The 6,570-nt window shown below is 68.1% G+C and carries 4 protein-coding genes and 1 pseudogene; 2 read left to right on the forward strand and 3 right to left on the reverse strand.

Annotation, left to right across the window (positions count from 1 at the left end):
* Window position 1: 1 nt before the first annotated feature.
* From ACGF7Y_RS21020 to ACGF7Y_RS21030, 3 genes are all read right to left on the reverse strand, one after another.
* Window positions 2-1,414, reverse strand: a complete 1,413-nt coding sequence (locus ACGF7Y_RS21020) for an L-fucose/L-arabinose isomerase family protein (protein WP_393236163.1) — start codon at window positions 1,412-1,414, stop codon at window positions 2-4.
* 120 nt (window positions 1,415-1,534) lie between these two features.
* Window positions 1,535-2,413, reverse strand: a complete 879-nt coding sequence (locus ACGF7Y_RS21025; RefSeq protein ID WP_393236165.1) for a glycosyl hydrolase family 32 — start codon at window positions 2,411-2,413, stop codon at window positions 1,535-1,537.
* Between the two features lie 120 nt (window positions 2,414-2,533).
* Complete coding sequence (locus ACGF7Y_RS21030) at window positions 2,534-4,825, reverse strand: ATP-binding cassette domain-containing protein (RefSeq protein ID WP_393236167.1); 2,292 nt, start codon at window positions 4,823-4,825, stop codon at window positions 2,534-2,536.
* Between the two features lie 63 nt (window positions 4,826-4,888).
* Between ACGF7Y_RS21030 and ACGF7Y_RS21035 the strand changes: the two genes are divergently transcribed.
* Complete coding sequence (locus tag ACGF7Y_RS21035; RefSeq protein WP_393236169.1) at window positions 4,889-5,857, forward strand: helix-turn-helix transcriptional regulator; 969 nt, start codon at window positions 4,889-4,891, stop codon at window positions 5,855-5,857.
* A 27-nt stretch (window positions 5,858-5,884) separates the two neighbouring features.
* Window positions 5,885-6,118 (forward strand): annotated as a pseudogene (locus tag ACGF7Y_RS21040) (nuclear transport factor 2 family protein); the annotation flags it as partial.
* Window positions 6,119-6,570: the final 452 nt, after the last annotated feature.

Genomic DNA, 6,570 nt, shown 5'->3' on the forward strand with positions numbered 1-6,570 from the left:
GTCACCGCGTGAACTCGTCCACCGTGACGTCGAGCAACTCGCACGTCGCGCGGACGGCCGCCCGGTGGTCGCCGGGCACCGCGTGGATGTGGTTGGCGCCGAAGCGGTTCAGGAAGTCCTCGGCGCGCGCGTCCAGCCGGGCGAACGCGTGCGGCCACTCCCGGGTCGACTGCTTCATCAGCGCCTCGTTGGTCTGCTGGTCGTAGTGCTCGAACTCGCCGAGCATCAGCTGCATGCGGTAGGAGCCGTCGAGACGGGTGAGCCGCGCGAGGGTCATCCGGCCCGGGGCGGCCAGATGGTGCACCGAGGCGCCGCCGGCGGGAAAGAAGAAGACCTCCGGATACAGGTGTACCTTCCCCAGGTTCTCGACGGGATCGGCGCTGCGCGCGGCGAACCAGGTGGCGTGCTGGCCGGAATTGCAGAGGTCCCAGATATCGCGATCGGCGTGATAGTGCCGGACATCGGCGAACAGCACCGGGGTGCCCGCGATCCGCTTGAGCAGTTGCATGGTCAGCGCACCGTCCATGTCCGCCTCGGTGGCGCAGACGTGCGGTTCCTTCGGGCCGTTCCAGTCGTAGGGATCGTTGAGGAACGCCTCGGTGACGTCCATGGTGGCGAAATACTGGGTGAGTTCGGGCTGCCCCTTGATCCCCGAGAAGTCCAGCCGCCATTCGGCGATCAATTCGCGTACCGCCAGATAGGACCGGATCTGGCGTTCCAGGAGTTGCGGGGTGAGCTTCGCCCCGTCGTAGTGCACGCCCGCGGTGTGCCGCTCCAGCCACTCGCGTGCGGCCCGCGCCTCGCCCGCGTCGGCCAGTTCGGCGCGCCGCACGATCTCCCACTGATCGATTTCCTCGACATCGATGCCGAACTGCCGCTGCCACTGATCGGTATTGGCGACCGCGGTGTTCATGCCCATCGGCCGCCCGCCGAAGCGCCCGAATGTCGAACCGCGCAAGCCCGATACAGCGGCCGCGGCCCGCGCACGCACGCCGATGGCCTCGACGAGCTCGGGATCGGACGGATCACCCCACAGCCTGCTGTGCCTGCGCCCGATCTGATCCAGCGCGCCGCCCGCGGCGAGCATGCCAACCATCCCGGGCTGCACCGGGTCGATATTCGACAGCAGCAGCAGCGGCCCGGGGATGGCGCCCGCCGCGAGCATGGTGAAATGCGGGAACGCCCAGACGGCGTAGTGCAGGACGGTCAGATCGACGCCCGCCGCCGCGACGGTGCGCCCCACCGAAGTAGCCAGCGCGTTGTCGCTGATCGGCGCCGCGCCGCGGACCACATCGTGTCCGGCCGCCGCCAGCGCGGCCACCAGCCGATCCTCGGTGGAGGCGATGAAATCGGCGATGCCCGCATGCACATAGTCGCGACCATCGGAAACACTGATAACGCCGATACGGGCCATGCCGGTCCCTCCCGTAGGTGGGGTGATCGGAGAGTTCGACTCGATCAACAGATACCAGCCGCGACCGAGCCCGGAGACGCCTTTCGCCGAATTCGCGCTCGGCCCCGCGCTTCGGACCGCTTAGCGCGGAACCGTTTTGACCACGCGCGACTGCGGAAAGTCGAGCGGCGCCAGATGGACGCCGCCCCGGCCCCAGCCCGCACTGGTGATCCACCAGCGGCCGTCCGCGCCGATCACTTCGGCGGCGTGCGCCGCTATGTGGCCGACCTTGTCTCCGATGCGGAAGCGGAAAGGACTGTCACTGCGGAAGACGTCGGTGCCGACGTAATGCGGGCGCGGGCCGATGAACAGGTACCACCATCCGTCGTGCCGCAGGACGTAAGGCGATTCGGTGTTGCCCGCCTCGGTGCCTTTCGTCGGGTCCGTGTACGCGATGTGGCGCTCACCCCAGTGCACGAGGTCGGTACTGGTGCGATAGGCGACGACGTGGTGACCGCCCGTCGGGGCGCTGGTCGCGCAGTAGTACATCACCCATTGGTCGCCCACCCGCACCACCATCGGGTCGCGAGCGTCGTATCCGTCGCGGAACAGCGGGCCCGCGGGCGAGCGGGTCCATCGGAAGAGATCGCGCGACGTCGCCAGGTTCATCGCCGCGGCGGTGCGATCGGCTCCGCCCGCCGCGTAGAACATGTAGTACCGCTCGTGGGCGCCGACCACGTAAGGCGCCCACAGATGCGTTTCGCCGTAGTTCCGATCTACCAGCAACGCACGGTCGCGCGTGGTCCACGGCCCGTGCAGCCGGTCCGCGGTGGCGTGGGCGAACTCGGTCTCGTCGAACGGGTCGGCGGGCTCCGGGTGAGTGATGCCGAAGAGGTGCCAGCGCCCGGCGTCGTCGCGGACGATCGTGTGATCGTTGATGTACCAGTCTTCCGATTCGCCGACGCCCGGGTCGTAGATCCGCGCGAAAGCTCCCGCCCGGACCACCTCCCGCGTCGTCATAGGTTCATGATGCCGTCGCGATAGACGTCCCTGTGCGGTATCGGTCCGATGGAACTCGGCTGCTCGATGCTTCGGCAGCCGAGATCCGTGCGATGGCGCTATGCGTTTCCCGCGGGGCGGTCAGGCACGGACGCCGACGCTGCGCCGCAGGTACTCCGCGGTCAGCGACCGGTCGTCCGCCAGCAGGGCCGCCGGGGTCCCGGCGAAAACTATTTCGCCGCCGTGCTTTCCGCCGTCCGGTCCGAGATCGATCACCCAGTCGGCCCGGGCGACGACGTCGAGATCGTGTTCGATGACGATCACCGTGTTACCCGCGTCGACCAGCCGGTCGAGCAGTCCGACCAGCGTGTCGACGTCGGCCATGTGCAGTCCGGTGGTCGGCTCGTCCAGCACATAGATACCGGCTCCGGTGCGCCGCTGGAGATGATCGGCCAGCTTGATGCGCTGGCGCTCGCCGCCGGACAGCGACGTGAGCGCGCGGCCGAGGGTGAGATAGCCGAGACCGACGTCGAGCAGCGCCCGCAACGGCGTGTGCACGCGCCGGTCTCCGTCTTCGGCCCAGAACTCCAGCGCCTCCTCGGCCGGCATCTCCAGGATGTCGGCGATCGACGCTCCGCGAATCTCGTAGGCGAGCGCTTCCGGGCGATACCTGCGTCCGTGGCAGGCCCGGCACACCGTGGTGACCGGATCCATGTACGCCAGGTCGGTGAAGATCACTCCCGCGCCGTCGCATTCGCCGCAGGCGCCGTCGGAGTTGAAACTGAACAAGCCCGGTCGCACACCGTGCCGCTTGGCGAAGAGCTGACGCAGCGGGTCCATGATGCCGAGATAGGTGGCCGGGCTGGAGCGCCGGGAGGCGGCGATCGCCGCTTGGTCCACCGCGATGACCTGCGGATGCGCGGCGACGAACGCGCCGGAAACCAGCGTGCTCTTCCCGGAACCCGCCACGCCGGTCACGGCCGTGAGCACGCCCGTCGGAAACCGCGCGGTGAGGCTCTTCAGGTTGTAGGCGTCGGCATCTGTGACGGTCAGCCATCCCGTCGGCTCGCGGACGGCGTCCTTCACCCGCCGCGCCCGGCGCAATCCCGCACCGGTCGCCGTCGGCGCGGTCCGGAGCTGATCGACCGTGCCCTGGAACACGACCCGCCCGCCGCGCGAACCGGCCCCCGGCCCCATGTCGACCACATGGTCGGCGAGGTCGATGACGTCGGGGGAGTGCTCCACCACCAGAACGGTGTTCCCCTTGTCGCGCAGCCGGCTCAGCAGAGTGTTCAGCCGCCCCACGTCGCGTGGATGCATGCCGACGCTCGGCTCGTCGAAGATGTAGGTCATACCGGTGAGGCTGGAGCCCAGATGCCGGACCACCTTCAGGCGCTGCGCCTCGCCGCCGGAGAGGGTCGCGGTTTCCCGATCGAGCGACAGGTAGCCGAGCCCGACCTCCTCGATCCGGCGCAACCGCCCGATGGCCGCCCGCGCGATCGGTCGAGCCACCGGATCGTCCAGCCCCGCGAGCACCTCGATGAGATCGGTGATCTCCAGCCTGCCGTAGTCGGCGATGCCGAGGCCATCGATCCGGCTCGCCAGCGCGTCGGCGTTGAGCCGGGCGCCCCCGCAGTCCGGGCAGATCTTCTCGGTGACCACGGCGCGGGCGGCCGCGCGATTCCTGTCCGACAGCGCGGTGAGATCGCGCTTGATGTAGAGGCGGTCGAACCGCTCCAGCAGACCCTCGTAGGCGTTGTTCCCCGCGGATCCGTTCCGGTTCTTGCGCGGCACCCGGAACCCTTTGCCGTGCAGGAACAACTGCCACTCCTCCGGGGTGAAGTCCCGCAGTGGCTTGTCCGGGTCGAACAGTCCCGACTCGGCGTAGAGCTGCCATTGGAAGGTTCCGACCGCGAACGGACCGAAGGTGATGGCTCCCTCGTTCAGCGACTTGCCGGTATCGATGAGCTTGCCCAGATCCGGGCGCACCACATGGCCCAGACCGCCACACGCGGGGCACATGCCCAGCGGGTCGTTGAACGAATAGCGCGTCGCCTCGCCCGCGCTCGGCACGCTGTGCCGGGAGAACAGCACGCGGATGATCGACTGGATATCCGTCATGGTCCCCACGGTGGACCGGGAATTGCCGCCGATCGGCTTCTGATCGACGACGACGGCGGGCGCGAGATTGTCGATCGCGTCGGCCTCCGGCCGCTCGTATTTGGGCAGCCGGTTGCGAATGAACCAGGTGAAGGTCTCGTTGAGCTGCCGCTGCGATTCGACCGCCACGGTCCCGAAGACGATCGACGACTTCCCCGAACCGGAGACGCCGGTGAAGACCACGATCTTGCCCTTGGGGATCGTCAGCGACACGTCCCGGAGGTTGTTCACCCTGGCCCCGGCGATCCTGATGGTGTCTTGATGAGCATGCACGAGCCTCACGCTAGGAGCCGATGAGGTCAGGTTCTGTCCTCCTTCTCGGCCATACTGGAACCCGTGACCCAGACCGCCGCGCGCCTGCTCCAGCTGCTGTCGCTGCTGCAAACCCGTCGCGAATGGAGCGGGCCGGAACTGGCCGCGCGGCTCGGGGTCACCGTGCGGACGGTGCGCCGGGATGTGGAGCGCCTGCGCGAGCTGGAATATCCCGTGGTCGCCTGCCTCGGCGCGATAGGCGGATACCGCCTGGAAGCGGGCGCCGCGCTGCCGCCGCTGCTGCTCGACGACGAGGAGGCGGTCGCGATCACCCTCGGGCTGCGTGGCGCGGCGCAGGGCGCGATCGCGGGTATCGAGGAATCGGCTGCCCGCGCCCTGGTGAAACTGCAGCAGGTGCTGCCGTCGCGATTGCGCCGCCGGGTCGACGCGATAGACACCACCACCGTCTCGCTCGGCGGGCCCCCGGCCGGTCCGATGATCGATCCGGAGGTGCTCGTCGCCTTGGCCGCCGCCGCGCGCGACGGCGAACGGATCCGCTTCCGCTACCGGGACAAGGCAGACGCGGAAACCGGCCGCCTCACCGAACCGCACAGTCTGGTCTCCGCCGGTCGCCGCTGGTACCTGGTCGCGTGGGACGTCGATCGCGCGGATTGGCGCACCTTCCGGGTGGATCGGCTGACGTCTCCGCAGCCCACCGGAATACGGTGCGCGGCCCGGGCACTGCCCGCCGAAGACGCGGCGACCTTCGTCACCAGCCAATTGGCCCGCACCAGGCCGGTCCGCCGAGTGGTCCTGCGCGTGCACGCGGGCGCCGAGACCCTCGCCGACGCGTTCCGCGTGCGCGCGGAGGAGATCGAACCGCTGGATGCGCACACCTGCCTCCTGCGCACCTCGGCCGATTCCCTGGAGTGGACCGCACTGCGCATCGCGCACCTGGACCTGGACTTCGAGGTCGTCGAACCCGCCGAGATGAGAGATCTCCTCGCCGGCCTCGGCGCGAAATTGCTTCGTGCGGCTGCCATCCCGCAATGAGCCGCGGCACGCGGCGTCACCGCCCTCCGCGAAGCGGCGCTCGCGCTCGGCGACGCGAATCCGGTCGGACACCACGTCACCAATGTCCTCATCACCCACAACGACGCGGGCGTGGTCGTGGTGCGGTCCAAGGGAATCGGCATCAACGCCGACGGCGGTTGCGGGAGCGTGACATACGAAGACGTCGTGGTGCGGGAATCCGCCGGATGGCGGATCTCCTACCGCAAGGTCGTGCCGCGTCGAGCTCCATTGGGCGGTTGATCGGGGACAGCGGAACGGGCCACCGAAACGATCTTGTCGTGGCCTGAATCACATTTGTGTCATTCCACCGGGCGCACACCCGACGGCGCACCTCTGACCTGCGAAAAGACGCGCTGGACAGGCGATTTGACGTAGCGTTTTCCGCCGCGTAACTTTATCCAAGTCAGAGCGACACGGACACCGACCCGGAGCCGAGAAGCGAGGCGGAGACGCCGAGCGGATGGACCGGGAAACGAGGTAGGACGAGGAGCGCCTGGCCATCACATGGCTCGAACGGGAGCCCGATTTTGATCGGGTGAACGAATGGGCTAAGCTGGAAAAGTTGCCTCACAGAAGGTCCGGTTCAGGCCGGTTTGGATGTGTGTGCGTGTGTTCTTTGAGAACTCAATAGTGTGTCGATGAATGTCAGTGCCAAATGTTTTATTTGGTTCCGGCTCTTCACCCCCCGTGTG

The sequence above is a fragment of the Nocardia sp. NPDC047654 genome (assembly GCF_043205035.1).
Classification (GTDB): Bacteria; Actinomycetota; Actinomycetes; order Mycobacteriales; family Mycobacteriaceae; genus Nocardia.

Excerpts from the sequence above, each read along its gene's own strand:
- ACGF7Y_RS21020 (WP_393236163.1), bottom strand. The coding sequence starts at position 1,414 with ATGGCCCGTATCGGCGTTATCAGTGTTTCCGATGGTCGCGACTATGTG.
- ACGF7Y_RS21025 (WP_393236165.1), bottom strand. The coding sequence starts at position 2,413 with ATGACGACGCGGGAGGTGGTCCGGGCGGGAGCTTTCGCGCGGATCTAC.